The sequence below is a fragment of the Ruegeria sp. AD11(2025) genome (genome assembly GCF_056542405.1).
The window spans coordinates 1-593 of the sequence record NZ_JBQFZU010000155.1; the positions used below are offsets into that span (position 1 = coordinate 1).

Annotated in this window: 1 protein-coding gene and 1 tRNA gene; one reads left to right on the forward strand and one right to left on the reverse strand. The window is 58.7% G+C overall.

What is annotated here, in order from left to right:
- The first annotated feature begins 71 nt into the window (after nucleotides 1-71).
- Nucleotides 72-148: transfer RNA gene (locus ACR1XY_RS24845), tRNA-Arg, on the forward strand.
- Between the two features lie 243 nt (nucleotides 149-391).
- Here the strand turns inward: ACR1XY_RS24845 and ACR1XY_RS24850 are convergent.
- Nucleotides 392-593 (reverse strand): YcbK family protein (locus tag ACR1XY_RS24850; protein ID WP_480597545.1); only part of this gene is annotated, 202 nt, incomplete at its 5' end.

Genomic DNA, 593 nt, shown 5'->3' on the forward strand with positions numbered 1-593 from the left:
ACCTCACCCTGCGGCGTGCTCGCGGATTTGCAGTTGCACACGGATCGGAACGAGGTTAGCTAACGGCCTAGGCACCTGTAGCTCAGCTGGATAGAGCGCTGCCCTCCGAAGGCAGAGGCCAGAGGTTCGAATCCTCTCAGGTGCGCCACGCCTTTTCCGTGAATCTTGTCCCCCGCTTCGTGCTGCAGGCAGTTACTTGGTGTTACCTAAGCCTGTGAGTAAAGGACTTTGAGCTGCGACTGGAGAGCGAAATCAGGGAGAGCCTGAAGCACGGGATTTTGGGGCTGTCTGTGTTAAATTAGAACGCTCAAGAGACCAAGCGCAAATCAAATACGGTCCCAAGCAATTTCAGGACCTAAAGGCAAGGGCAGTTCGGGTTAACGAGCGCTACTCAGCCGCGCCAGGTGCGGATGACACCGCAATCCATGTGGACAAAGTTCGAGCGGTAATATTGACCGACGCCGCCCGCGCGGCAGGCCATGGCCGCCTTGGCCACCTGAGACACTGATCGGGAAGACAGACGCAGGTCCGCTGCCTGACCCTGCATGTGCAGCGAGTTCCGCGCCACCCGGCGGGACTTTGACCGCAGCATG